The organism is Pseudomonas sp. NPDC088444, from assembly GCF_044900175.1.
GTDB lineage: Bacteria > Pseudomonadota > Gammaproteobacteria > Pseudomonadales > Pseudomonadaceae > Aquipseudomonas.
On record NZ_JBJDNK010000003.1, the window covers coordinates 109,187 to 134,396 of the forward strand.

Sequence of the window (25,210 nt, forward strand, 5' to 3'; positions counted from 1 at the left end):
TGCTGTGGTGCTGATGCTTAGTTGTGTCACGACCGCCCACGCCGCCATCGACGCCTACACCTTCAAGAACGACGCCGAGCGTGCCCGTTACACCGAGCTGACCCGCGAACTGCGTTGCCCTAAATGCCAGAATCAGGACATCGCCGACTCTAACGCACCCATCGCCGCCGACCTGCGCAAAGAGATCTACCGCATGCTTGGCGAAGGCCAGAGCAATCAGCAGATCATCGACTTCATGGTCGATCGCTACGGCGAGTTCGTGCGCTACAAGCCTGAGTTGAACGCCCACACCTGGCTGCTCTGGTTCGGTCCTGCCGGCCTGTTGCTGGGCGGGGTGGCGTTGATTGGCGTGATCGTCGCGCGCCGTCGTGGCCAGCGCGCCCAAAGCGCCAATGAGCTTTCCGACGAGGAGCGTCAGCGCCTCGCCCATCTGTTGGATAACACACACGAATGATCGATTTCTGGCTAGCGGTCGGCCTGCTGTTGCTGGTGGCTCTGAGTTTTCTGCTGATTCCCCTGGTGCGCGGTCGCCGCGCACAATCCGAAGAAGATCGCACGGCGTTGAACGTCGCGTTGTATCAAGAGCGTCTGGCCGAGTTGCAACAGCAGCAAGCCGAAGGCGTGCTGTCGGCGGCGCAGATGGACAGTGGTCGCGCTGAAGCCGCGCGTGAGTTGTTGGCCGACACCGAAGGCGCTGCGCCTGAGCGAGTCTCCCGTCTGGGCAAGCCATTGCCGCTGCTGGTCGCGCTGCTGGTGCCAGCGGCAGGATTGGCGCTGTACCTGCATTTCGGTGCGAGCGATAAAGTCGAGCTGACTCGCGAGTTCGCTCAGCCTCCGGCGTCGTTGGCGCAAATGACCGATCGTCTTGAGCGCGCTGTAAAAGCTCAGCCGGATTCGGCGAAAAGCCTGTATTTCCTCGCTCGAACCTACATGGCGCAGGATCGCCCGGCGGATGCGGCGAAGATGTTTGAGCGTGCGGTTGAACTGGCAGGGCGTCAGCCGGAGCTGCTGGGGCAGTGGGCGCAGTCGTTGTACTTCGCCGGGAACAAGGCTTGGACCCCACAGATTCAGGGGCTGGCGGACGAGGCCTTGAAGCTCGATCCGAAAGAAGTCACCAGTCTGGGCCTCAAGGGGATCAACGCCTTCGAGAGTCAGCACTTCCAGGAGGCCGTGGATTACTGGACGCGCCTGCTGGCGGTGTTGCCGCCGAATGATCCGTCCCGCAAGGCGCTGGAGGGTGGGATCGCCCGAGCCAGCGATAATCTCGTGAAGAGTGGCGGCACGTTGCAGGAAACGCCCGTTGCCGCGGCGACCGGTGCGCATTTGAAGGTACGCGTCAGCCTGTCCGATGCCTTGAAAGGCAAGGTCCAGCCGGGCGATACCGTGTTCGTCTTCGCCCGCGCGGTGTCTGGCCCGCCTGCGCCATTGGCGGTCAAGCGGGTGACGGTTGCCGACCTGCCGGTTGAAGTGGAACTGACCGATGCTGACGCCATGATGCCGCAGCTGAAACTGTCGAACTTTCCCGAAGTCCAACTCGTTGCTCGGGTATCCCGCGCAGGCCAGCCCACTTCCGGAGAGTGGATCGGACGCAGCCAGCCGTTGCCCAGCAACGTCACTGCCCGCCAGGCCCTGACCATCGACAGCCCCGATCAGTAGCGCATTCGCAACGCCTGTTCGTGCGGCCCAGACACAGTAGAGAAGCAACTATGTATCGCGTCGCACGATTTGCCTTGTTGAGTGTGGTAGTGGCCTTGAGCGCCGCCTGTGCGGTTCAGCGTCCCGGGCCGCAAAGTTCGGAGCCGATTCCGACGCTCCCCGGCGGCGGCTCCCCTCAGCCGCAGCCGACCCCGCAACCGGGAACACCCCGCACCACGCCGCAGACACCGCCTTCGACGCCGATTCCGTCGGGGCCTAAAACCTCATCCCACTTCGCCCCACCCCCGGGTGGCAATAGCCACTGGGACGCGAAACTGGGCGTGCATGTGCTGGATAACGTGCCCAACACCTTCTACCGCCAGCGCACCTACTACCGCTGGAACAACGGCTGGAGCTGGTCCACCTCACCAGCCGGTCCGTGGCAGGAAACCGACTCCAGCGGCGTGCCGCCGGGGTTGAGTCGCCAGTTCGGGAATTGATTGAGCCATTTGATAAACGATCAGAGACGCAGCGAAAGGACCTGGCGAATGCGGTACATCTGATACATCAATGCTGATTGACACACCGCCTTCGCCAGCAAGCCGGCTCCCACAATGACCTGTGTCTATCCATTGATTCGTGAATGGCACCCACCCTGTGGGAGCCTGTTCTGATGGGGGACGTTTGGGCAAACAAAAACGGCGACCTGAATAGGTCGCCGTTTTCATGTCCGGGCGCTGCTTATTTCGCCGGATAAATCTGATCAAACACCCCGCCGTCCACAAAATGGGTTTTCTGCACTGTGCGCCAATCGCCAAACGTTTTCTCGACATTGAGGAAGTCGACTTTCGGGAAACGGTCGGTGTATTTGGCCAGAATTGCCGGGTCACGCGGACGCAGGTAGTTGGCCGCTGCGATTTCCTGGCCTTGCGGTGACCACAGGTACTTCAGGTAATCCTCGGCCAGCGCGCGGGTGCCTTTTTTGTCGACGACCTTGTCGACCACGCTCACTGGCGGTTCGGCTTCAGCGGAAACGGTCGGGTAGACGACTTCGAACTGATCACGGCCAAACTCGCGGGCAATCATCTCGGCTTCGTTTTCGAAGGTCACCAGCACGTCACCGATATGGTTGGTCATGAAGGTGGTGGTCGCACCACGGCCACCGGTGTCGAGTACCGGCACATGGCTGAACAGCTCGCCGACGAATTTCTTCGCCGCCGCTTCATCGCCACCGTTCTTCAGGGTGTAACCCCAGGCGGAGAGGTAGGTGTAGCGGCCATTGCCCGAGGTTTTCGGGTTGGGCACGACCACTTCAACGCCATCCTTGACCAGATCCGGCCAGTCTTTCAGGGCTTTCGGGTTGCCCTTGCGCACGATGAACACGGTCGCCGAGGTGAACGGCGCGCTGTTGTTCGGCAGGCGGGTCACCCAGTTCTTCGGCACCAGTTCGCCATTGTCGGCCAGAGCGTTGATGTCGGTGGCCATGTTCATGGTGATCACGTCAGCGGGCAGACCGTCGATGACCGAGCGTGCCTGTTTGCTGGAGCCGCCGAAGGACATCTTCAGCGTCACGTCTTCCTTGTGTTCGGCCTGCCAATGTTTCTGGAACGCGGCGTTGTAGTCCTTGTAGAAGTCACGCATCACGTCATACGAGACGTTCATCAGTTCCGGTGCGGCTTGAGCAGCGCTGCCGAAAGCCATTCCGGCGGCCAGTAGTGAAGCGGCGAAGAATTTGTTCACTGCGAATTCCTTTGTCGTGTCGTGTGATTATTCTTATGAAAAAAGCGATGGCTAATGGCCGCGACTATAACGAAAACCCACAGCTCGTTAATAGATTAAAAACGTCTGTGCTTATGAGTTTCCCGACGAAGAGGTTCGCGAATCTCTGGCCGATTGCTGCAACAGCCGACTGCCCGCTTGTATTAACCAGCACGCGAGAATGAAGGGAGCGGTCAGTGTGGCCAGGCCCAATCCGGCAAAGCCCGGCTGCAACAGAATCGCCAATACGATGGCAATCCCCGGCAGCCAGGGTTTATCGCGGACATGGCTGAATGCCAAGGCTGCCAACGCCGGGTTGTAACTCGCCAGCCCCAGTAGCGCCAGATTGCTTTCCTGCTGCCAAAGGGCGAACGCGATCCCGCTGATACACCCTACAGCCGCCCACAACGCAGCGGTACGGTTGGAGATCAGCAAGCCGACGCCAATCAACAGGCCCGCCAAAGGGTGATCCAGCAGAAACACCTGACCCAAGCCCAGCGGCAGCGCCTGAATCAGGCTGGCACCGAACAACCCGGTGGTTGGCAGCGGTTCGGCGAACAACAGCAGAATCCAACTGAACAGCACGAATGGCGCGGTGTAGGCCTTCAGACAGGAAGCGCGCGGTGTTCGCTGCTGCCACGTGTGCATCAGCATTGCGCTCAGGCCACCGCAGGCCATGATCAGCAATGGCAGCAGAGGCGACCATTCGAAGCGATAGCTGATCAGCAGGCCCAGCAGCACACCGTTGTAGCTGTAGAGGCCGGATTGACGATCAGCCTTGGCATAGCCGCGCCGCTGAGCGGTCAGCAATCCCGCAACTGCGCCAAGCAGGGCGCCGCCGAGGGAGGAGGGCGCGCTGATGAGAATGGCCAATAGGCACATTAACCCGCACAGCGGGCTGCGTTGCAGTAACACTTGGCTGAAGCCATTGAGCAGCGCTTCCGCCCAGTCGGGGCAGTAATGTGTAGGGGCAGTGTCTGAAGTAGTCATTCATGTATTCAATATTTGTTTTTATTGTATACATGATCTCCAAAGGGCAATCGCCAAGCAAGCCCTGTCATCGACAAGGCTGCTTGCAAGGAGGGGGTCAAACGGCGGAAAAGCGTTTTTCGAGGTAATCGATGATGACCTTGGACTCGTACATCCAGACGGTCTTGCCCGCTTCTTCAATGCGCAAGCACGGCACTTTGATTTTGCCGCCTTCATTGAGCAGGGTCTGGCGATCCAGCGCGTTGTTCTTGGCATCGCGCAGCGCGACCGGTACGTTCAGGCGACGCAGGGTACGACGAGTTTTCACGCAGAACGGGCAGGCGTTGAACTGATACAGGGTCAGGTCTTTGGCTGACGCTTCGACGGCAGCCTGGACTTCCGGAGAGCGCTTTTTCTTGCTGGGACGGGTCAGAAAGTCGACCAGAATGACCAACTGGCCAAGGCCGACCCGCAATGCCTTCATCAACATGTTTCAAACCTCGCAGCCGCAACGCAAGGTTGCGGCGCTTCAGGACGCCCGGATCACTTGATCAGGCTGAGGAACTCGGTACGGGTGGCCGCGTTTTCGCGGAATTCGCCCAGCATCACCGAGGTGATCATCGAGGAATTCTGCTTCTCGACGCCGCGCATCATCATGCACATGTGCTTGGCTTCGATGACCACTGCCACGCCCAGCGCGCCAGTGACTTGCTGCACGGCTTCAGCGATCTGACGGCTCAGGTTTTCCTGAATCTGCAGACGACGGGCGAACATGTCGACGATGCGCGCGACTTTCGACAGGCCCAGGACCTTGCCGCTCGGGATGTAGGCCACATGGGCCTTGCCGATGAACGGCAGCAGGTGGTGTTCGCACAGCGAGTACAGCTCGATGTCCTTGACCAGCACCATCTCGCTGTTGTCGGAGCTGAACAGCGCGCCGTTGGTGACTTCTTCCAGCGTCTGCTGGTAGCCACGGCAGAGGTACTGCATGGCTTTGGCCGCGCGTTTGGGGGTATCGAGCAGGCCCTCGCGGGAGACGTCTTCGCCAAGTTGACCAAGGATCGCCGTGTAATTCTGTTCCAGTGTCACAGGGTTGTGTTCCGTGTGGGTTCAAAAAAACGCAGGGGTTGTGGCCTGCAAAGGCGCACATAGTAGCGTAGCTGGGCAGCGAGCGGTAAGGCACACGACCGACAAACCTGCGGCACGTCGCCGCCCAGGCCTGTGTCAGGTGACCTTTACCTAACCTTTACCGAACCCATATGTCGAAATGTGTCCATTCGGTGTCTGAGTAAATGGGTGACAGATGCCCGGATGAAGAGAGTGAAATTATGTTGAGCCGAATCGCGAAAATCGCACTGGTGATCGCCCTGACGTCGTCGGTTTCGGGATGTTTCTTTGGTCCCGGATGGGGACATCGTGGCGGCGGATGGCATGACCATCGGTATTTCGACGGTGGCCCAGGACCGGGTTACTACCATCGCTGAGCACGGCTGAGTCGACCCGGGACCGGGTTCGACGGCTGAAGGAAAAGGGCCGCGACTGGAGGGAATCCTCGTCGCGGCCCTTTCGTTTTCGATCGCGCACGTATCAATTCCGATACCGGGTGGCTACCAAGTGCAGACGCGGTTTCAGCGGCCTGTGCTGTCAGAATTTGCAAGGGGTATGTACAGGTGATGAGCGCCTGTCGTTAAACCCGTTTTCGAGAGAGTGAGCGAAATGTTGAGTCGTATTGCAAAGGTCGTGATGGTGGTCGCGGTGATGTCGGCCATGTCCGGTTGCTGGCCGTTCTGGGGGCCGGGCTGGGGTGGTCATGGCGGCGGCCACGGCGGTGGTGGCGGTCACTATGAAGGGGGTGGCCCTGGTGGTGGCGGTGGGCCAGGCGGTGGTGGTCCGGGTCCGCGTTGATTCCGGATTCGTTACGCGGTCCTGAGCGCTACCTTTGATAGGGCGAGCGACTCAGGACTTGTGGAGGCTGGCTTGCTGGCGAATGCGATGCCTCAGTCACCTCATCTGTAACTGACCTACCGCTTTCGCCAGAAAGCCGGCTCCCACAATGGTACGTGTCGAGCCGCAGATTTGTGATCGACGCCGATTCTGTGGGAGCCGCCTTGGTGGCGAAAGGTTGCCCAGCCACCACAGAGTCTCCCGCAAATGGCGTATGAGCGGCCACGTTGGGTCCACAAGGGGGGCAAGTCTGCAAGCTACTCGTCTCGCCCCTCCATCATCGTCCGCTTGAGCATCACGTATACCGCCCCTGCGCCGCCATGTTTGGCGATGCACGAGGTGAAGCCAAGAACCTGTTGATGCTGACGCAGCCAGGTGTTGACGTGGCTTTTGATCATCGGCCGCTTGCCGTCCAGACGCACCGCCTTCCCGTGGGTGATGCGCACGCAGCGGACTTCCAGTTTCGTCGCCTCGGCCAGAAACTCCCACATGGTCTCCCGCGCCAGCTCTACGCTCATGCCGTGTAAATCGAGGCTGCCTTCGAAGCTGATCTGACCCAGCTTGAGCTTGCGCATCTGGCCTTCCTGCACCCCATCGCGGGCCCAGTACAGATTGTCTTCAGGGCCGACGTCGATCACGAATTGATCGGAAAGGCCATCCACGGTGATTGTGGCATCCGACCGCACAGTCGCTGCCTGACGCAGCCTGGCCAGGTTCTTACGGTCGATTTTGGGTTTGCCTACATCGGCGTGTTCAGTCTTGATCGGCTTGACGCCACGGATCTCGTTTCTGAACAGGGAAAAGTCGTCGTCTTGCATGTCGGTCTCCGCGAAGGGCGCCAGTTTAACCAAGTCACGCCCGAATCGGCGCGACTAAAAACGATCGAGCGGCCATGCAAGACGCGGGGAAGGGTCAGTCGTGCTTTTTCATCAGGTGTGCGGACATGCTCAGTTCGCCGGCGCGACGACGGTGCCGACGGCTGCGGCGCCACAGCCAGACACCGATGTACAACAGAAACAAACCGATAACGACCGTGACGACGGCCCCGGCGGGGCTGGCGTTCAAATCGCCCAATGCGGGCGGGTGGCCGATCAGGCTGGCAACGCCTGCCATGGCCAGCAGCACACCGGCCGTGGCGAAAATCGCCGAGATGGCAGCGCCAATGCGCATCCGCCAGTTACTCTGGCCCTTGGGACGCAGGCGGCGGGCATCGAAACCATCGGATATCTTCATTCCGACTTCCTCTATGGGTATCGGCGCTCTGACCAGCGTATGTCGGGGTGGTTCCCGCCGGGCCAGCGCTCGAAGGCAAACACGGGCGTTTAACGGATGGGCGGTTATGTGAGAGGGATCACATAACCCGATGACTGTAGTTGTACGCTTTTTCTTCAGGAACTGCCGAAAAATGATATCCGAGGCGGGGCAGGGCGCTGCGGCTCACGGGGCCAGTTCCTGATGAAGAGGCCAGTCAGATCAGGTCTTTGGTCAACGCGAGTTTGGCAAAGTTGTCGTTCATGATTGCCATCTCGGCCTGTTGCACGAGTTCGGCCTTGATCACGCCGGTCGGGGTGGGCAGGTCGCGGGTTGCGCAGGCGTCTTGGACCAGGGTGCAGCGGAAACCGTAATCCTTGGTCGCGCGCACGGTGGTGCTGACGCTGGAATGGCTCATGAAACCACAGACCACCAGGTCCAGACGGCCCAGGTCTTCGAGCAGTTTGTGCAGGGTCTTGCGATCGTCGCTGGCGAGGGTGCCGTTCAGTGCATTCGGCAGGCGTTTTTCGATGACGTATTCGTCGCCTTGAGGGAGCAGTTCCGGAACGAATTTTCCGCGCTCGCCCTGAGGGTCGAACATGCCGCCGACAGTACCGAGGTGACGCACGTGAATGATCGGCGACTTGGCCACGCGGGCCGCGTCGACCAGTTTGACGATGTTGTCGATTGCGTCCTGAACCCCGGTCAGGGCCAGTGGGCCGCTGAGGTATTCCTTCTGGGCGTCGATGATGATCAGCGTGGCATTGCTCAAGGTGGCGGCTGCGTATTCACGGCCACTGAGTTGAAACATGGTCTTTGGACCGGTGTTTGAAACAGACATCTGGGGCTCCTTCGAGTGGGGCTTTTGCCACATTGTCCACTGGCAGAGCGATTCTGTGAATCTCAATGCTCACAGGCATCGCTTTTTTCGCCGGGCGTCAAGCCGTCGAGCAGGTCGCGGTTTTGCCGTCATATTGCCTGCAAAACGGGCAAAAGGCTGTGGAAAGTTTCACCCGGCGCGATTTGCCTCGGACTCAGGCATCGTTTGTTGCGAGGAGGGCTGATAGAATCGCCCGTCGTTTTTTCAAGGAGTCTGCTGTGATCACTTCCCGCCTGCGCACCCTGCGCGATCATATCCGTTGGGCCGTCAGTCGCTTTCACGGGGAAGACCTGTTTTACGGTCACGGCACCGACAATGCCTGGGACGAGGCCCGCCAACTGGTGCTGGGTGCGTTGCATCTGCCTTGGGAAATTTCCGACAGCTACCTGGATTGCAATCTGGAAGACGACGAACTGGTCAACCTGCAACGCCTGATCAAACGCCGCATTGACGAGCGTGTGCCAACCGCCTATCTGCTGGGCGAGGCGTGGTTCTGCGGCATGTCGTTCATCGTCGACGAGCGCGTGTTGATTCCGCGTTCACCGATTGGCGAGTTGATCGAAAACCGCTTCGAGCCGTGGCTGGGCAACGAGCCTGCGCGCATCCTCGACCTGTGTACCGGCTCCGGCTGCATCGGCATTGCGTGCGCTGACGTGTTTCCCGAGGCAGAGGTGGCACTGGCCGATCTGTCGTTCGAGGCGCTGGAAGTGGCCAATCAGAACATCGAGCGCCATGGCCTGGAGGAGCGCGTGTACACCGTTCAGGGCGATGGTTTCGACGGCCTGCCGGGGCAGCGTTTCGACCTGATCGTGTCCAACCCGCCGTATGTCGACGCCGAAGATTTCGCCGACATGCCCGACGAGTACCAGCACGAGCCTGAACTGGCGCTGGCCTGCGGCGACGATGGTTTGAATCTGGTTCGCCGGATGCTTGCGCAGGCAGCGGATCACCTGACCGACAAGGGCTTGTTGATCGTTGAGGTGGGCAACAGCCAGATCCACGTTGAGGCGTTGTACCCGGAAGTGGATTTCGCCTGGCTTGAATTCCAGCGCGGCGGACATGGGGTATTCATGCTGACGGCCGAGCAGTGCCGGGCGCATCAGGCGATGTTTGTTTCTCGCGTATAAGGCACATCACTTACCTTTTTGGAGGCCAGCAAGCCGGCTCCACATATTCAGCGCCGATAACGAGATTCGGTTCGGCGCGACCCCTGTGGGAGCCGCCCTAGTGCGGTTCCGACGAAGGCGTTTGACCGGGCAAAGTAGAATCTCCCACAAGGTGTGCGGCGAACGGACATTAGCGATGCGTCGCAATCCAGATCAACAGCCCCGCCTGAAACACCGCAAAGGTCACCAGGCAGGCAATGGTAAAGCGCAGTCCGCTGTCATCGCGGCGGTACTTGTTGACCTTGTCTTCGGCCTTTTTGATCGCCACTTCCTGTTCGAGAATCTTCTGTTCCGCCTGCTGCAACATCTGCGCGGCGTCGAGGATTTCGACGATCTGCACCTTGTCGGTGTTCCACGTGTTGTTCAGATTGCCGACCTTGGCGTCCTTGACGCTGCCTTTGAGGTGTTGCGCATCGGCATAGACCACCTCGAAACCCTGGGTTTTGAGGAAGTGGTCGCGGCGCAGGCGGGTGTCTTCGTTCAGCGCATCCTTGTTCGCCAATGCGGTGCCTTCGATGCGGTACTCGGACCAGCGTTTTTGCGCCCAGTGAATCCCCTGGGCCAGCATGAAACGTCCCAGACCCCGGTTCCACGGTTCGATCTGCAAGCCGGATTCCGGGCCAACGCGCACGGCGCGGCTGGCGTGGTCGACCCAGATGTCCAGATGGTTCTGTTCCTTTCGGGTTTTCTGGCTGGGCAGGTGATAACTCATACGCAGCAGGCTGAACTCCCGGTTATGGCGTTCGGCGCGACCGAATTCGACAAAGCGCAGAGGGCGCCCGCCAGTGGCGCGGTCGGTGGGCAGGGGCGCCAGACGCAGCATCGTAAAATGCTCGGCCTGAACGTCCTCCCAGAGCACCGGAGTGGCGACGTCACCTTCTTTTCCTTCCGTCGGGGCGGCCACTTCGGCCTGCATGGTAGCTTCTGTCATTACGGCGATCCTGTTGTCGACATGGCCCGGCAAACACGATGCCAGCATCCCGATATCGGCCGTTTTTGGTGAAGCTGAAGGGAAACCTCTTCAGGTCGGGAAGGGTACCGTCCCCTGTGGGAGAGAAATCATTCCGGTCGGCGATCCGACGATGCGGTGGTACATCGTCCAGATACTCGTCTGATGCACCACCCTCTCGCGAATGAATTCGCTCCCACAGGAGAACCGAGTCCTGCCTGAAATATCTATTTAGGTCGCAATTTTTTGGGCGATGCCGTCAGGCAGCAGGCACTGACCCGATGAACTTCAGAATCCGATCGGACAGCTCACTGGCCAGCGGCAGTTGTGGGTCTTTATAGGAGGCGAGTTGACGTTTCATGTCCATCGGCACGATACGCAGCACGTGATTCATGCCGTCGATGATCGCCAGTTGCGAGTCCGGTTTGGCCTTGTGCAGCAACTCGGCATCGCCCACACCAACTTGCATGTCGTTGCGGCCCTGAATGATCAGGGTCGGGATCTTCAATTGGCTGAACGCTTGCGCAGGGTTCTGCCGGAACAGCGAAATCAGGTACGGCTGTACGCTGGGGCGAAACACCACCTGCAAAGGTTCAGGAACGTTGTCATCGGTCTTGCCGGCCTTGATTTCCTCGATCAATTCCTCGCTGCGCGCCAGCAGGGGCGGCGGCAGCCGGTATTGCAGTTGCTCGCGCACCACCTGATCCACCGGGCGTCCAGTGCCTGCGACGGAGATCAATGCAGTGGCCCCGGCACGTTCAGCGGCCAACGTCGCAACCAGTGCGCCTTCGCTGTGGCCCATGAGGATCAATTGTCCCAGACGTGGATCGGTTTTCAGCTTCTCGGCCCAGGCCACAGCGTCGTCGACGTATTTCTCGATGCTAAGGTCGCGTTCGTCAGGTGTGGCAGGACGGCTGGCGGCCACCCCGCGCTTGTCGTAACGCACGCTGGCGATGTTGTGCCGGGCCAGGATCAGCGCCAGGCGTTTCATGCTGTCGTTGCGCCCGCCATCGGTGTTGTTGCCGTCACGATCGGTCGGGCCGGAACCTGCGATGATCAGCACCACCGGCACGGGTGTGGTGGACTTGGGCAGCAACAACGTGCCAAACAGCTCGCCCGTGTCCGTCTCCAGCGAGATGGGACGTTGCAAGACGACCGGCGTGCCCGCGTGGGCAATGGACGATAAAAGGGTGAGGGTCAAAGCGATTACTCGCAGCGGCAGCAAGCCGCGAATCAGGGACATACCGGGTAGCATCGCAAGGCCATCGTCAAGAAAGTGTCAATTGGACGCGACTAATTGCGTAAGGTTCGAGGGTGAACTGCGCGTTCAGCCTGCGTATACTGGCGCCCTCGTGTTTTTGGTCGTTTTTTCGGAGCCTCCCGCATGTCCGGCAATACCTTCGGCAAGCTGTTCTCGGTCACCACCGCTGGCGAAAGCCATGGTCCGGCGCTGGTCGCCATCGTTGACGGCTGCCCGCCAGGTGTCGAGTTGTCGCTGGAAGACCTGCAGCGTGATCTGGATCGCCGCAAGCCTGGCACTAGCCGCCACACCACTCAGCGCCAGGAAGCCGATGAGGTGGAGATCCTGTCCGGCGTGTTCGAGGGCAAGACCACGGGCACCTCCATTGGCCTGCTGATTCGCAACACTGACCAGAAGTCCAAGGATTACTCGCAGATCAAGGACCTGTTCCGCCCGGCCCATGCCGACTACACCTATCACCACAAATACGGTGTGCGCGACTACCGTGGCGGTGGCCGCAGTTCGGCGCGGGAAACCGCGATGCGCGTGGCGGCGGGGGCCATCGCCAAGAAATACCTGCTGACTCAGGGCATCACCGTACGCGGTTACATGAGCCAGCTGGGTCCTATCGAAATTCCGTTCAAGACCTGGGAGTCGGTGGAGCAGAACGCCTTTTTCAGTCCGGACCCCGACAAAGTGCCCGAGCTGGAAGCCTACATGGACCAGTTGCGCCGTGATCAGGATTCGGTCGGTGCGAAAATCACCGTCGTCGCCGAAGGCGTTATGCCGGGGCTGGGTGAGCCGATTTTTGACCGTCTGGACGCCGAACTGGCTCACGCCCTGATGAGCATCAACGCGGTGAAAGGCATCGAAATCGGCGCCGGTTTCGACAGCATTGCCCAGCGCGGCACCGAGCACCGTGACGAGTTGACCCCGGAAGGTTTCCTGTCCAATAACGCGGGCGGCATTCTGGGTGGCATTTCATCGGGCCAGCCGATCGTTGCGCACCTGGCGCTGAAACCGACGTCCAGCATCACCGTTCCGGGCCGTTCGATCGACGTCAACGGCAATGCACTGGAGATGATCACCAAAGGCCGTCACGACCCCTGCGTCGGCATTCGTGCCACGCCGATCGCCGAGGCGATGATGGCCATCGTCTTGCTCGATCACCTGCTGCGTCATCGCGGACAAAACCACGACGTGCGCGTTAGCACTCCGGTTCTGGGTCAGCTGTAATGCCGGACCCCGGCGCGGCCGCCACAGGTCTTTGACCGTGGCGGCGCTTCCTTACTGGCGGCTGTCCAGTTTCTATCTCTTCTATTTCGCCTTGCTTGGGTCGACCGCGCCGTTTCTGGCGTTGTATTTCGATCATCTGGGCTTCCCCAGTGCGCGCATTGGTGAACTGGTGGCCATCCCGATGCTGATGCGCTGCGTGGCGCCAAACATTTGGGGCTGGCTGGGGGACTACACCGGGCGGCGACTGGCCATCGTGCGCCTTGGCGCGATCTGCACGCTGGGCTGTTTTTCCCTGATCCTCGTCGACAAGTCCTACGCCTGGCTGGCAATGGTCATGGCGCTGCATGCCTTTTTCTGGCACGCCGTGTTGCCGCAGTTCGAAGTGATCACCCTGGCGCATCTGCAAGGGCAGACTGCGCGCTACAGCCAGATTCGGCTATGGGGATCGATTGGTTTCATTCTGACGGTCGTGGGCCTGGGGCGTCTGTTTGAGTGGATCAGTCTGGATCTTTACCCGCAGGCGTTGTTGTTGATCATGGGCGGGATCGTTGCCAGCAGTTGGTGGGTGCCCAACGCGCAACCCGTGGCAAGCAGCCAGCGTGCGGCAGGCGAAGGGTTCCTCAAGCAGTTATTCAGCCCCGGTGTGCTGGCCTTCTATATCTGCGTGGCCTTGATGCAGTTGAGCCATGGCCCGTATTACACTTTTCTCACGCTGCATCTGGAGCATCTGGGCTACAGTCGCGGCATCATCGGCTTGCTCTGGGCCGTGGGCGTCGTTGCCGAAGTGCTGATGTTTCTGGGCATGAGCCGCATTCTGCAACGCTTCAGCGTGCGCCATGTGCTGATCGCCAGTTTCTCGCTTGCGGCATTGCGTTGGTTACTGCTGGGCCGTTTCGCGGACCATCTGGCGGTACTGATGTTCGTCCAATTACTGCACGCGGCCACCTTCGGCAGTTTTCACGCAGCAGCCATTCATTTCCTGCAACGCAGTTTTGGCCCTCGCCAACAAGGGCAGGGCCAGGCGTTGTACGCCGCCTTGTCCGGCACGGGAGGTGCCATGGGCGCGTTGTATTCCGGTTACGCGTGGAACGCGCTGGGTGCGGGCTGGACCTTTGCCATCGCCAGCCTGGCCGCGTTGATCGCCGCGTTGTTGGCCGTCGCACGGATGCAAAAGGAGCGATGATGAGTGCGTTATGCCCACCGAGTCTTTCATTGATTAGCCTGTCTGACCCCGCGTCCGGCCCAGCACACTCCGGCCGACGTCGACTGAACCGAGGAACCCCGCAATGAGCATTCTCTCTGTCTATCACGTGTCTTCTCCCGAGTTGCCCAACAAGGTCCTGACTCACCAGGAAGACATCGCCTCGACGCTCGCCGAGCAGGGAATTGCCTTTAGCCGCCTGCCATCGACATTAGCGCTCAAGGCGGGCGCCAGTGAGGAGGAGGTGCTGGACGCATGTCGTGTGCAGATCGATCAATTGATGACCGAGCATGGCCTTGACGCGGTCGAGGTGATCAGTGTCGACGGGCCTGTCCCGAGTGGTGAACCACGTCGCGAGCATCATCATCACACCGACGAACTGCGCTTCTTCGTCGCCGGGCGGGGGCTGTTGTCGCTGCGCGTTGGTGACTTCGTGTACGCCGTGTTGTGCGAGAAAAATGACCTGATCGCCATTCCGGCCGGAACGCGCCAATGGTTTGACCTAGGTGACCATCCGCGTCTGATCGCCATTCGTCTGTTCAGAGATGGAGCAGGGCGCCAGGGTGTCCCGACAGGGGATGCTATCGCCGATGAGTTTCCCGGACTCGACGACTGACTGCTCATTGTTGCGACAGCGAGCAGACGCTTTCAGTCGCAAGAATTTCCGAACGGCCAATGCCTTTTGCATTGGCCGTTTTTGTTTCAAAAAAGGCAAAAATGTAAGCACGTTTTGGTTGTTTTGTGGGAAGTGGCCTGTTTGTAAGTCAGGCATGACTGTTTGTTTTCGCCGTTGTGTTTAACCCCCTCGGACTGTGTAACCCTTGCGCTGTCGGACCCTGACGGCTTCTAAACGCACGCTCGTTCCTGCGTTTTTGTGCAGGACTTCGTGTTTTTTGGATGCCGAAATTTATCAACAACTCTAAAGAGCACTCAGGGACGGCACATGACGTTTTTTAAATGGAGGGGAAGATGAAAAACGTACAGACAGGGACGCTGAGCCCGTTGATCGAACAGATGGTGAGCAGCATCACGGACCAGGACGGCAACGCCGCGATCGAGAATGCGCTGGACTGGCTCAGACAGGAATGTCGCTGCGAGCGGGCCATGTTGTATCAGTACCGGGAAGGGTCATTGCTCAGTTGCATCACGTCCAACGTCGACAATTACTGGAAGGAGTTGTACGCCCAGGGACGGTTGATGATCGAGGACCCGGTGATTCGCTGTTATCGCCACAAGATGGGATTTCTGGACTGGGAGGATGCGTTTCACGACTATCCTCCGTCGTCGGCCTATTTGGCCGCCGTTCAGGACTGCGGGCTGCTACCTGCACTGTCTTATGGTTACAGCAGCGAAAACCGGGCGAATCGCGGGGTGGTGACGGTGTGTTCGCTCAATGGGTTGCAGCGTCCGCTGACGCACAACGATCGCTATCTGGTGACCAGCCTGGTGCCCATGCTGCATGTGGCCGGGAAAGGGCGTGAGTTCCAGACTCGAGCATTGACCGCCAAGGAGATGGAAATTCTCAAATGGGCGCGAGAGGGTAAAACGGCGTGGGAAATTGCGCTGATCAAGGAAGTTTCGGAGGCAACGGTCAAACATCATTTCAAAAGCATCTATGCCAAGCTGGGCGTCACCAATCGCGCGCAGGCGGTAGGTGAAGCGCTGTGCCGTGGCATCATCCGATAACGGATAGGCAGATAAGGTCAGCGCGACACCCGTCGGCTGATGGAATGCGCAAAAAAACCGCGATGGCAGGTCAGCTATCGCGGTCTTCATAAAGGGATGCTTCAGGTGCTGCAACGAATAGCGCTTATCGCGTGTGATAAGTTGGCAAGTCAAAGCGGTGCTGACTTTGCAGCATCGAAATGGCAGGCAGTTCGCTGGCCTGAGCCGCCAGATCACGACGAATGGCGCTGATCACCCATTCCATCTGCACAGGCGTATGAAGCTGCGCGTATGAAATCGAGCGGCGCATGTGCTTGCCCTCACTGTTGCGCAGAGTCAACAGCACGCCGCCATCCGGACGAGCCTGAGTGGTGACTTGGTAATCGGAAAATACGGAAGCGAATTTCTCTTGGATGAAAGTCATGTCTAGCGGCTCCATTGCTCGTGTTAACAGGCTTGGTAGGACTAGTGCAGTGACTGTGCCAGTATGGGTTAAAAATAAATTTGTTATAAATCAATTGCTTATGTGGAATTTACTTTTTTACGTTCGTGCAATTTGCATGAAAGGCTAATCGGCGTCCTGCATTTTGCAGGAGCCGGGAGAGTTCGTGGGGGGAGATGGAGGGGGAGTGGAAGGGGTTGCTGATATCTGAGACAGCGATACCCGGCGTTCATTTCACGTTGTTTCAGCGATTTGTTCACGATGTCGATAGGCGGTGTGGCTATCACCTTCATCGAAATCCTTTGCTGGCTTGGCGGGTGAGAAAGGTGAGATTGTGCGCAAACTTTATCGTCGCTGCGCAGATCAGAGGGTGTGTGCAGCACAATGCAGTATTGGCTAAGCGCACCCTGCCGGGTGCGCCTCAGGAGAGATGAAATGTCTGACACCCCCAACAAACCGGATAGCCCCACACGCATGTCGGACGAAGAAGCGCTGGAATTTGCCGAACAGGTGTTTGACCGCGCCCGTGCCGGTGATGCGAATATGCTGGACCGCTTGCTTGAAAGCGGCTTGACCCCCAATCTGCGTAACCACAAAGGCGACACGCTGTTGATGCTGGCTGCCTATCACGGCCACCAGGACGCTGTGAAAGTGCTGCTCAAGCACAAGGCAGATCCGGAAATTCGCAATGCCAATGGTCAAAGCCCGATCGCCGGGGCAGCCTTCAAAGGCGATCTGGACGTGGTACGGATTCTGGTCGAAGGCGGAGCAGACGTTGAAGGGGCTTCGGCCGATGGCCGAACGGCCTTGATGATGGCGGCCATGTTCAACCGGACGGCGATTGTCGACTACCTGATCGCCCAAGGCGCCAATCCCAATGTAAAGGATGCCAAGGGTGTGAGCCCGTTGATGGCCGCACAAACCATGGGCGCCACCGAAACGGCTGAGCAATTGGCCCGCTTAAGCGTTTGATGCGCCGACCTCAGGAATAGAGCTGCGAAGGATTTCCCGCTATCCTTCGCGCCTGTTTTTTCGCGCCCGAGTACCCATGCCATGAAAGCTTCTCTCCTCGAATTCATCAGCAAGATCAGCTCCGGCTGCATGAGCGACGAGGAAATCGAAAAGATTGCCGACGAAGCCGAGCAGGCTTACGCCGATCCTGACGCTTTCCTGGCCGCCAACCCCGATGTCAATTACGACGACACCTTCCCGATTCCGCTGGGGGAGTGGGTAGTGGTGGGCAGCCTGCCGGAAACCGTGATGTTCCAGGCCGACAACTACATGGACCTGTTCACCGAGATCACGGCGTCGTTTGGCCCTCAGGTGGCCTTCAATATCAAGCCCAAACAGTTGGCCAAAACCGAGCCGCTGACCGCGCTGAACCGCATTCAGATCCAGTTGAGCAGCATGAACAAGGAGATGGGCGGGTACGTGCTGATGAACCTGAGCGAACCGCTGGATGACGAATTGCAGACGGTGCTGGTGTACGGCAACGACCAGTCGCGGGTCATGGAGTTGGGCGTTGAACTGGGTATTCTGATCGAGCCTGCCCTGGAGGCGCTCAAAGCCCAAGAGGTGTAACGGCTGAGTACATCGTTCTGTAGCAGCCCGGCTTGCCGGCGGCGGCGGTTTTACGGACGCCACCGCAGGCAAGCCATGCTGCTACCGTTTTGTGCGGTATTGAATATCAGGGGCGATATTCACCTCCCGCAAATATCCCGCCCGCCTCACGGAACCCTCATTCAACGGCACCACTCCTAACTGGGCAAGCTTTCAATAAGGAGCGTCACCATGGGTTCCACCTTCAATGGTCTGGTTGGATTGATCATTCTGGCCCTCGACATCTGGGCCATCCTCAATGTGTTGAAGAGCGGTGCAGAAACCGGCATGAAGATCCTCTGGGTCTTGCTGATCGCACTGTTGCCCGTGCTTGGCCTGATCATCTGGGCGATTGCCGGTCCGCGGGGAGATGTGCGGGTCTAGCGTCGCACCGGAAACGGCTGGAACATCAACGCCTGATTCGCTTCGGTGGGTCAGGCGTTCTTTGTAAGAAAATATTAGAGCTCTACTCAAACAACGGAATTTTCACTGCTTTTTCGAGAAAATTCCCGCCGCTTGCCGTTCGCTGGCTGAACGAATCCTGAATTTATCCCGTGCGTGCCCATGAAGAATGCAGCGCATTGGTGGTAAACACCGGGCGATCACGTACTATTTGCCCCCCCGCAGTCGTGTGCTGCATTTCAATGCCACGGACTGCACCGGCTTTAACACACATAAACCTGAATCCAACGGATCCCAAGACTCATGGCCAAACCGGACGCCCCGGCGCGCGCGCCGCAACCTACCGTCAAATCGCACCTGGCTTACACATTATTGAGTGGCCTGGCGTTGATGGTGCTGTACACCCTGCTGCGCGTGGCGCTGCTGGTTTACAACCGTGAAGGCATCGGCGCCACGCCTGCCTCGACATTCATCGAGGCATTTGGCAACGGTCTGCGTTTCGACCTGCGTCTGGTGGTCTACATCCTGATTCCGCTGTTGCTGGCGCTGTTCAGTGCCCGGCTGATGGCGGCACGCGGCTTCTTCCGTTTCTGGTTGACGCTGGTCGCGAGCCTGACCACGTTCTTCGGCCTGATGGAAATGGACTTCTACCGCGAGTTCCATCAGCGCCTGAACGGGCTGGTGTTCCAGTACGTGAAGGAAGACCCGAAAACCGTACTGAGCATGATTTGGTACGGCTACCCGGTAGTGCGCTACCTGTTGGCGTGGGCGTTGCTGACCTGGCTGTTGAGTCTGGTCTTCAAAGGCATTGACCGTGCGACCCGTCCACGGGGTGGTTTCAACATCGGCAGCTCCAGCAACCGTGCTGTTGCCCCGTGGTACACCCGCGTCGGCGTATTTGTGGTCTGCCTGTTGATCGCTGTAGTCGCCGCGCGCGGTACGTTGCGTCAAGGCCCGCCACTGCGCTGGGGGGATGCCTACACCACCGAATCCAATTTCGCCAACACCCTGGGCCTGAACGGCACGCTGACCCTGCTCGCTGCTGCCAAGAGCCGCATGTCCGAAGACCGCGATAACATCTGGAAGGCCACACTGCCGCAGCCAGAGGCGCAGCAAACCGTGCGCGACATGCTGCTGACCGCCAATGACAAGCTGGTCGATCCGGACAAGGCGGCCATCCGTCGCGAGTTCACCCCGCCTGCCAGCAACACGCTGCCGATCAAGAACGTCGTCGTCATCCTGATGGAAAGCTTCGCCGGTCACTCGGTGGGCGCGTTGGGCGATGAATCCAACATCACGCCGTACTTCGACAAACTGTCTGAAGAAGGCCTGCTGTTCGACCACTTCTTCTCCAACGGCACCCACACGCACCAGGGCATGTTCGCCACCATGGCGTGCTTCCCGAACCTGCCGGGTTTCGAATACCTGATGCAAACCCCGGAAGGCAGCCACAAGCTGTCCGGCCTGCCGCAACTGCTGAGCGCGCGCAAGTATGACGACGTGTACGTCTACAACGGCGACTTCGCCTGGGACAACCAGTCCGGGTTCTTCAGCAACCAGGGCATGACCAACTTCATCGGCCGTAACGACTTCGTCAATCCGGTGTTTTCCGACCCGACGTGGGGCGTATCCGACCAGGACATGTTCGACCGTGGCGCTCAGGAACTGAAAGACCGCGAAGCCAAGGGCAAGCCGTTCTATGCGCTGCTGCAAACCCTCTCCAACCACACGCCTTACGCGCTGCCTGCCGACCTGCCGGTTGAGCGCGTGACCGGGCATGGCACGCTGGATGAGCACCTGACGGCCATGCGTTACTCCGACTGGGCGCTGGGCCAGTTCTTCGAGAAGGCCAAGAAAGAGCCTTATTACAAGGACACCCTGTTCGTCATCGTCGGCGACCACGGCTTTGGCAACAACGAGCAGATCACCGAAATGGACCTGGGTCGCTTCAACGTGCCGATGTTGATGATCGCGCCTGGCCTGCAAGACAAGTTCGGCAAGCGCAGCAGCATCGTCGGTACTCAGATCGACATCGTGCCGACCATCATGGGCCGCCTGGGTGGCGACACCGTGCACCAATGCTGGGGCCGTGACTTGCTGAACCTGCCTGCGGGCGATCTGGGCTTCGGCGTGATCAAGCCGTCGGGCAGCGAGCAGACGGTGGCCATCGTGACCGGCAACCGCATCCTGATCGAACCGAAGGAAATGGAGCCGAAAATCTACCACTACGAACTGGGCACCAAGCCTCACGCCGAGCTGGAGCCAAACGCTCCGGATGTGGCCGAGCTGCGCAAAAAGCTCGACAGCTTCCTGCAGACTGCGACCAAGAGCCTGCTGGACAACACGGCAGGGGTGAAGGACGCCAAGCCGCAATAAACCCGCCTCAACAAAAACGCCCCGATATCGGGGCGTTTTTGTTGGTGGTCGTTGCCGTTCGATCTGTGAATGGCGGCTGCAGCACTTCGGTCTGCTGTGGGAGCCGGCTTGCTGGCGAAGGCGGCGTGTCAGTCAATGAAGATTTTGCTGATCCGACGTACTCGCCGGCAAGCCGGCTCCCACAGGGATTGTGTTCCAGCCTCAATATTTGAGCGTGTCAGAGCACCGAAAAGTTGTAGCTCAGAATCAACCGCGTCTCGTCCACATCCCGGGCAAACTTCTCGTAGTTGCTACGGAAGGTCGCGTTGCGCAGGCGAACGCTCAGGTCCTTGAAGGTCCCGCTCTGCACCACGTACTTGACCTCGCTGTCGCGCTCCCATTCCTTGCCTTCGCCGTCGCTGCCCGCCACCTTGATGTTATCGCCGTTGACGTAACGGGTCATGACGCTCAGGCCACTGAGGCCGATGGCCTTGAAGTCGTAGTCATAACGCAACTGCCACGACCGTTCCTGCGCTGCGGCAAAGTCGTTGACCTGGATGTAGTTCACGAGGTTCGGGTTGGTGCCGTCCAGATACGGCATCGAGGTGTCGCCGATCATGGTCTGCCAGCCAATGGTCACTTTGTGCCCTGACAGTGCGTAGGCGAGCAGGGCGCTGAATGCCTGGTTGTCGATTTCGCCCGCGCGCGCCGAGCCGTCGTCGTGGCTCTTGATGAAGTGCACATCGGCAGACCCGGTGCCCGGTCCGATTTTCTGAGTGGCGAGTAAGCCGAGGTAGTGCTGGTGATAGACGTTTTCCAGCGCCGCGTAGTGGTACTGGCCGACGAGGCCCGGCGCGATCGTGTAGTCGACGCCGTACATGTCGAAATGGTTGCCGGTGATGTCGCTGGTATAGCGCTTGTTCTTGCTGTTCAGGCGGATGTCCTGCGAGTCGGTGGAATCACGGGCGGTGTAGTGATCGAGCCGCGAAGCCATCAGTTTGAAGCCGGACAGGTCTTCGGAGGTCAGCATGCCGCCGTTGAACATCGTGGGCAGCAGGCGTCCGTCGTTGTACTTCAGCAGAGGCACGTCAGGCATCATCGCGCCGTACTTGAACACGGTTTTCGAGACGCGGACCTTGGCCGCTGCGCCCGCTTTGGCGTACTGGCCCTTCGAGCCGCGTGGGTCGCTGCCGCTGGAAGGCAGTAGGCCAGTGCCGCTGCGGTCGGGGCTGGAATCCAGTTGGAAACCGGCCATCACCAGTGCGTCGATGCCGAACCCTACCGGGCCTTGCGTATAACCCGACTGGAAATTGAGGATGAAGCCCTGCGCCGCTTCTTCGCGTTTCGAGGCGCCCTGAGGGTTGGAACTGCTGCCGTCGCGAAAATCGCGGTTGAAGTACATCGTGCGTGATTCGAGGTTGGCTTTGCTGTCTTCCAGAAAGCCTTCGGCTTGGGCGACGGGCATCAGGCCTGCGCACAGGGACAGTGTTCCAAGGCCGAGCAGCGCGCGCTGCCGGGTAGGGCGGGTAAGCATGTAGGACTCCAGAGAGAGCGCCGCAGGGAGAGGCGTCGAGGGCGCGCAGTATCGGCAGTCAGACGTGCAGGGGGTATCCCACCTTTGTATAGGTTTCGGGTGCGCAAGCCTCGTTCCAGACACGTTTTTACGATGTTGTTCCCATGTGGGCAGTCACGTCAGTGTGCGACTCATACCGGTGGAACGCCGCTGGCAGGGCAGGGTCAAGATCATTAGGCCGGTTTCCGGCTCCGACTGAGGAGACATCGATGAAAGTCTGGACTATTGCGTTTCTCGATAAGGACGGCGTGCAGCAGAGCCTTGATCTTGAATCCGAGCAGCGTCCCAGTGAAGAAGAGGCGGCTCAGCGATTGCGCCCGCGTCTGTTCCCGGTCACTCACGAACTCGACCTGAACGATCTGGAAGGGCGAACTCAGGATCCGACCGTCAGGACACTCAAGGAGCAGAATGCGGTGCAGATCATTTCCATCGTCGAGGCCCACTGAAAAACCTGTGAAATAACCACGCGTTGCCGATTGGCAACGCGTTGATAATGGGCGTAATCTGCAAACAAGGCCGGTGGAGCATCTACCCGAGCCAGCTCGTGTACTGATGTTCTTTTTGTAACAGCAGCATCGGCCTTGTCAGCGACATGCTTGAGTCCCGGGTGGCGGATGATCTGCCGCTTGGCGCTTCCACATGAGGCGTTTCGGGATCGTTGAAACTCTATCTATCGTTGTATAGGAGGACGTTTCATGAGCACGACCTATCAAGAAGACATCAGCAGTCACGTACTGCGCCGCATGAAAGAAAGCGGTTTCGACTTCGCACGCATCTACCCCATCGAGTTCTATGCCGTCTTCCCGGATGAAGAGCGGGCGCGTCAGGCTGCGGAAAAGTTTCGTGGCGAATCCCTCAATACTCAGATCAACGCCCGTGAGGACGGTGCGTGGCACCTGCAAGTGAGCAAAGTGATGTACGCGACTTATGATGGCATCGGTGATTTCGAACAGGACTTGCAGAGCGCGATTTTCGGCCTGGATGGAGAGGTCGAGGGTTGGGGCGTGAAACAGGAGGTCAGGCGGTTTCATTGATCGACTGGCGTGCCCGCAAAACGCTCTCTAGCAGCACGGCTTGCCGACGGCAGCGTCCTGAAGATCGCCACCGTCGGCAAGCCGTGCTGCTACAGATGCCCAAGACGAGAAAGAACCGGGAACTCCCAGCATTTCCGGCAGCCAAATCGGGGCAAAAAAAAGCCGCTCGGGTACGAGCGGCGTAAAGGGAATTTCGTTGAACAATCCGGGAACACAAAAACATCGCTCGTGCAGTCTGGAGCGAGGTTGTCTGCGTTGATGGCGCGATTATCCGTAAACAAACTCAAGTCGGGAAATCAACTCTGGCTATGCTGGTAATAGAATTCTCGGTGGCGGGACGCTTCTCCATGAAGCGTAGGGGAATGGGTGAGGGCGCTTCTTGCACAGGAATGGTGCGAAGGCGTCTGCTGTTTTATTCAACTCATTGATTTAAAAGCGTTTATGCCGCTGGCACGGGCCTTGCGAAGGTCCATGGGTCCATGGTGACAAGGAGTACGGCATGATCCGCACCTTTTATGATGAGATGTACGATGTGGGCGGCGCTGTCCGGCCACATTATCGGGAATTCGCCCGCTGGCTGGGCGAAGCGCCACCTGAGTTACTGGCTCAGCGTCGGCGTGAGGCCGATCTTTTGTTTCATCGCGCCGGGATTACGTTCACGTTGTACGGTGACGAGCAGGGGACCGAGCGTCTGATCCCCTTCGATACGATTCCTCGCAGCATCCCCGCCAGTGAGTGGCGTGTGGTCGAGCGCGGCTGCATTCAGCGGGTCAAAGCGCTGAACATGTTCCTCGCCGACCTCTACCACGATCAACGCATCATCAAGGCCGGGATCATCCCTGCCGAGCAGGTGCTGGCCAACGAGCAGTATCAGTTGGCAATGCAGGGCCTGAACCTGCACCGCGATCTGTACGCCCACATCTCAGGGGTCGATCTGGTGCGCGATGGCGACGGGACTTATTACGTTCTCGAAGACAACCTGCGCACCCCCAGCGGCGTGAGCTACATGCTCGAAGACCGCAAGATGATGATGCGCCTGTTCCCGGAGCTGTTCGCCGCACAGCGCATTGCCCCTATCGACCACTACCCGAACCTGTTGCTCGACACCCTGAAAAGCTCAAGCCCGCTGGATAACCCCAGTGTGGTGGTGCTGACACCGGGGCGTTTCAACAGCGCGTTCTTCGAACACGCCTTCCTGGCGCGGGAGATGGGCGTTGAGTTGGTGGAAGGCGCCGACCTGTTCGTGCGCGACGACCGCGTGTTCATGCGCACCACGGATGGCCCGAAAGCGGTGGACGTAATTTATCGCCGCCTCGATGACGCCTTCCTCGATCCTCTGGCGTTCAACCCTGAGTCGATGTTGGGCGTGCCGGGCCTGTTGTCGGCCTATCGTTCGGGCAACGTGGTGCTGGCCAACGCCATTGGCACGGGCGTCGCCGACGACAAATCGATCTACCCGTTCGTCACCGACATGATCCGTTTCTACCTCGACGAAGAGCCGATCCTGAAAAACGTGCCGACCTGGCAATGCCGCAAGCCTGAAGAACTGTCCCACGTGCTGGCCAATCTGGGCGATCTGGTGGTCAAGGAAACCCAGGGTTCCGGCGGTTACGGGATGTTGGTCGGTCCTGCCGCCACCGCAGCGGAAATCGAAGCGTTTCGGGCGCGGCTGATCGCCAAACCCCACGCGTACATCGCTCAACCTACCTTGTCCCTGTCGACCTGTCCGACCTTCGTCGAGAACGGCATCGCCCCGCGACATATCGACCTGCGCCCATTCGTGTTGTCTGGCCGTGAAACCCGCGTTGTACCCGGTGGCCTGACCCGAGTCGCCTTGCGCGAAGGCTCGCTGGTGGTGAACTCGTCGCAGGGTGGCGGAACCAAGGACACCTGGGTGGTCGAGGATTAAGG

27 protein-coding genes are annotated in these 25,210 nt (G+C 59.3%); 16 read left to right on the plus strand and 11 right to left on the minus strand.

Features of this window, described 5'->3' with window-relative positions; translation table 11 throughout:
* Positions 1-13: 13 nt before the first annotated feature.
* Genes ACI2KB_RS07500 through ACI2KB_RS07510 form a run of 3 tightly spaced genes read left to right on the plus strand, consistent with a single transcriptional unit; the run spans position 14 to position 2,135 of the window.
* The gene (locus ACI2KB_RS07500; protein WP_404633548.1) at positions 14-454 is read left to right on the plus strand and encodes a cytochrome c-type biogenesis protein; all 441 of its coding nucleotides are present in this window, start codon (positions 14-16) and stop codon (positions 452-454) included.
* Positions 451-1,656 (plus strand): c-type cytochrome biogenesis protein CcmI, encoded by a 1,206-nt coding sequence (gene ccmI / locus ACI2KB_RS07505; protein ID WP_404632989.1) that lies wholly within the window; start codon positions 451-453, stop codon positions 1,654-1,656. The genes ACI2KB_RS07500 and ccmI overlap by 4 nt, the downstream gene beginning before the upstream one ends.
* A gap of 50 nt (positions 1,657-1,706) precedes the next feature.
* Positions 1,707-2,135 (plus strand): hypothetical protein, encoded by a 429-nt coding sequence (locus ACI2KB_RS07510; RefSeq protein WP_404632991.1) that lies wholly within the window; start codon positions 1,707-1,709, stop codon positions 2,133-2,135.
* A 241-nt stretch (positions 2,136-2,376) separates the two neighbouring features.
* Here the strand turns inward: ACI2KB_RS07510 and ACI2KB_RS07515 are convergent, their stop codons facing one another.
* From ACI2KB_RS07515 to folE, 4 genes are all read right to left on the minus strand, one after another.
* Positions 2,377-3,336, minus strand: a complete 960-nt coding sequence (locus ACI2KB_RS07515) for a sulfate ABC transporter substrate-binding protein (RefSeq protein ID WP_404633550.1) — start codon at positions 3,334-3,336, stop codon at positions 2,377-2,379.
* 150 nt (positions 3,337-3,486) lie between these two features.
* Positions 3,487-4,383 (minus strand): urea transporter, encoded by an 897-nt coding sequence (locus ACI2KB_RS07520; RefSeq protein ID WP_404632993.1) that lies wholly within the window; start codon positions 4,381-4,383, stop codon positions 3,487-3,489.
* A gap of 97 nt (positions 4,384-4,480) precedes the next feature.
* The gene (locus tag ACI2KB_RS07525; protein WP_404632995.1) at positions 4,481-4,852 is read right to left on the minus strand and encodes a glutathione S-transferase N-terminal domain-containing protein; all 372 of its coding nucleotides are present in this window, start codon (positions 4,850-4,852) and stop codon (positions 4,481-4,483) included.
* 53 nt (positions 4,853-4,905) lie between these two features.
* The gene (folE, locus tag ACI2KB_RS07530; RefSeq protein ID WP_166594933.1) at positions 4,906-5,451 is read right to left on the minus strand and encodes a GTP cyclohydrolase I FolE; all 546 of its coding nucleotides are present in this window, start codon (positions 5,449-5,451) and stop codon (positions 4,906-4,908) included.
* A gap of 627 nt (positions 5,452-6,078) precedes the next feature.
* On the opposite strand from folE, the gene ACI2KB_RS07535 reads away from it, so the two are divergent.
* Positions 6,079-6,267, plus strand: a complete 189-nt coding sequence (locus ACI2KB_RS07535) for a hypothetical protein (RefSeq protein WP_404632997.1) — start codon at positions 6,079-6,081, stop codon at positions 6,265-6,267.
* 296 nt (positions 6,268-6,563) lie between these two features.
* On the opposite strand, the gene ACI2KB_RS07540 is transcribed toward ACI2KB_RS07535, so the two are convergent.
* From ACI2KB_RS07540 to ACI2KB_RS07550, 3 genes are all read right to left on the minus strand, one after another.
* The gene (locus ACI2KB_RS07540; RefSeq protein WP_404632999.1) at positions 6,564-7,124 is read right to left on the minus strand and encodes a Smr/MutS family protein; all 561 of its coding nucleotides are present in this window, start codon (positions 7,122-7,124) and stop codon (positions 6,564-6,566) included.
* 94 nt (positions 7,125-7,218) lie between these two features.
* The gene (locus tag ACI2KB_RS07545; protein WP_404633001.1) at positions 7,219-7,539 is read right to left on the minus strand and encodes a hypothetical protein; all 321 of its coding nucleotides are present in this window, start codon (positions 7,537-7,539) and stop codon (positions 7,219-7,221) included.
* 235 nt (positions 7,540-7,774) lie between these two features.
* Complete coding sequence (locus tag ACI2KB_RS07550; RefSeq protein ID WP_404633003.1) at positions 7,775-8,398, minus strand: cysteine hydrolase family protein; 624 nt, start codon at positions 8,396-8,398, stop codon at positions 7,775-7,777.
* 257 nt (positions 8,399-8,655) lie between these two features.
* Here ACI2KB_RS07550 and prmB point away from each other — a divergent pair, with 257 nt between their 5' ends.
* On the plus strand, positions 8,656-9,564 hold the full coding sequence (prmB, locus tag ACI2KB_RS07555) for a 50S ribosomal protein L3 N(5)-glutamine methyltransferase (protein ID WP_404633005.1): 909 nt from the start codon (positions 8,656-8,658) through the stop codon (positions 9,562-9,564).
* A 169-nt stretch (positions 9,565-9,733) separates the two neighbouring features.
* Here prmB and ACI2KB_RS07560 read toward each other — a convergent pair whose 3' ends face one another.
* A complete protein-coding gene (locus ACI2KB_RS07560; RefSeq protein WP_404633007.1) occupies positions 9,734-10,534 on the minus strand; it encodes a hypothetical protein in 801 nt (266 codons plus the stop codon).
* A 277-nt stretch (positions 10,535-10,811) separates the two neighbouring features.
* Positions 10,812-11,807, minus strand: coding sequence for an alpha/beta hydrolase (locus ACI2KB_RS07565; RefSeq protein WP_404633009.1), 996 nt, complete (start codon positions 11,805-11,807; stop codon positions 10,812-10,814).
* Between the two features lie 129 nt (positions 11,808-11,936).
* Between ACI2KB_RS07565 and aroC the strand changes: the two genes are divergently transcribed.
* From aroC to ACI2KB_RS07585, 4 genes are all read left to right on the plus strand, one after another.
* Positions 11,937-13,028: a chorismate synthase gene (aroC, locus tag ACI2KB_RS07570; protein WP_404633011.1), complete on the plus strand. Its 1,092-nt coding sequence runs from the start codon at positions 11,937-11,939 to the stop codon at positions 13,026-13,028.
* Positions 13,029-13,065: 37 nt separating this feature from the next.
* On the plus strand, positions 13,066-14,211 hold the full coding sequence (locus tag ACI2KB_RS07575) for an MFS transporter (RefSeq protein WP_404633013.1): 1,146 nt from the start codon (positions 13,066-13,068) through the stop codon (positions 14,209-14,211).
* 103 nt (positions 14,212-14,314) lie between these two features.
* Positions 14,315-14,845, plus strand: coding sequence for an acireductone dioxygenase (locus ACI2KB_RS07580; protein ID WP_404633015.1), 531 nt, complete (start codon positions 14,315-14,317; stop codon positions 14,843-14,845).
* A 353-nt stretch (positions 14,846-15,198) separates the two neighbouring features.
* The gene (locus ACI2KB_RS07585) at positions 15,199-15,915 is read left to right on the plus strand and encodes a LuxR C-terminal-related transcriptional regulator (protein ID WP_404633017.1); all 717 of its coding nucleotides are present in this window, start codon (positions 15,199-15,201) and stop codon (positions 15,913-15,915) included.
* A 124-nt stretch (positions 15,916-16,039) separates the two neighbouring features.
* On the opposite strand, the gene ACI2KB_RS07590 is transcribed toward ACI2KB_RS07585, so the two are convergent.
* Complete coding sequence (locus ACI2KB_RS07590; RefSeq protein WP_404633019.1) at positions 16,040-16,318, minus strand: DUF3509 domain-containing protein; 279 nt, start codon at positions 16,316-16,318, stop codon at positions 16,040-16,042.
* 453 nt (positions 16,319-16,771) lie between these two features.
* Between ACI2KB_RS07590 and ACI2KB_RS07595 the strand changes: the two genes are divergently transcribed.
* The 4 genes from ACI2KB_RS07595 to ACI2KB_RS07610 all read left to right on the plus strand — a co-directional run bounded on the left by ACI2KB_RS07595 (position 16,772) and on the right by ACI2KB_RS07610 (position 20,713).
* The gene (locus tag ACI2KB_RS07595) at positions 16,772-17,308 is read left to right on the plus strand and encodes an ankyrin repeat domain-containing protein (protein ID WP_404633021.1); all 537 of its coding nucleotides are present in this window, start codon (positions 16,772-16,774) and stop codon (positions 17,306-17,308) included.
* Positions 17,309-17,389: 81 nt separating this feature from the next.
* Positions 17,390-17,917: a hypothetical protein gene (locus tag ACI2KB_RS07600; protein ID WP_404633023.1), complete on the plus strand. Its 528-nt coding sequence runs from the start codon at positions 17,390-17,392 to the stop codon at positions 17,915-17,917.
* Positions 17,918-18,127: 210 nt separating this feature from the next.
* Positions 18,128-18,319, plus strand: a complete 192-nt coding sequence (locus ACI2KB_RS07605; RefSeq protein WP_404633025.1) for a PLD nuclease N-terminal domain-containing protein — start codon at positions 18,128-18,130, stop codon at positions 18,317-18,319.
* A gap of 321 nt (positions 18,320-18,640) precedes the next feature.
* Entirely contained in the window at positions 18,641-20,713 is a 2,073-nt protein-coding gene (locus ACI2KB_RS07610) for an LTA synthase family protein (RefSeq protein WP_404633027.1), read from the plus strand.
* Positions 20,714-20,930: 217 nt separating this feature from the next.
* On the opposite strand, the gene ACI2KB_RS07615 is transcribed toward ACI2KB_RS07610, so the two are convergent.
* Complete coding sequence (locus ACI2KB_RS07615) at positions 20,931-22,226, minus strand: OprD family porin (RefSeq protein ID WP_404633029.1); 1,296 nt, start codon at positions 22,224-22,226, stop codon at positions 20,931-20,933.
* A 248-nt stretch (positions 22,227-22,474) separates the two neighbouring features.
* On the opposite strand from ACI2KB_RS07615, the gene ACI2KB_RS07620 reads away from it, so the two are divergent.
* The 3 genes from ACI2KB_RS07620 to ACI2KB_RS07630 all read left to right on the plus strand — a co-directional run bounded on the left by ACI2KB_RS07620 (position 22,475) and on the right by ACI2KB_RS07630 (position 25,208).
* Entirely contained in the window at positions 22,475-22,711 is a 237-nt protein-coding gene (locus ACI2KB_RS07620) for a hypothetical protein (RefSeq protein WP_404633031.1), read from the plus strand.
* Between the two features lie 249 nt (positions 22,712-22,960).
* Positions 22,961-23,299, plus strand: a complete 339-nt coding sequence (locus tag ACI2KB_RS07625; RefSeq protein ID WP_404633033.1) for a ribonuclease E inhibitor RraB — start codon at positions 22,961-22,963, stop codon at positions 23,297-23,299.
* 499 nt (positions 23,300-23,798) lie between these two features.
* Entirely contained in the window at positions 23,799-25,208 is a 1,410-nt protein-coding gene (locus tag ACI2KB_RS07630) for a circularly permuted type 2 ATP-grasp protein (protein WP_404633035.1), read from the plus strand.
* The last annotated feature ends 2 nt before the right edge of the window (positions 25,209-25,210 follow it).